Below are 343 nucleotides of genomic sequence, written 5' to 3'. Positions count from 1 at the left end.
AGCTTTACTTATGGTTTGTTTGCCTTTAAACTTCTTTGCCTTTTGGATTCTGTATTGAGATTCTAACAATGACGAAAGAATCTTATCCAAACACCTTTTTCAAATGTGCTTCATATTCTGCCAAATACCGCTCTACTTGCGGTTTTTTATCACATCATTACACATAAAAGTAGGTAAAACCTCCATTCCTAAAAACTCGTGAGCTTTGCGTAAATGTAAATACACCCCCTCAACTCCCACACCCTCAAAAAATCCTTGAGGTTCTATGAAAGCTCCAAGCGGTGCATTCCAAGTAACACTAAACATTACTTTCTTGCCCTGACACAAGCCACCACTACCATAT

At 38.2% G+C, this 343-nt stretch carries 1 pseudogene; it reads right to left on the bottom strand.

Annotated elements, in window-relative coordinates:
- Positions 1-82: 82 nt before the first annotated feature.
- Positions 83-343: pseudogene (locus tag CQA44_RS12380) on the bottom strand (NAD(P)H-dependent oxidoreductase); the annotation flags it as partial.

The organism is Helicobacter sp. MIT 14-3879 (assembly GCF_003364125.1).
Note: the sequence above shows the minus strand (reverse complement) of the source record. Positions and strands in the feature narration are given on the sequence as shown.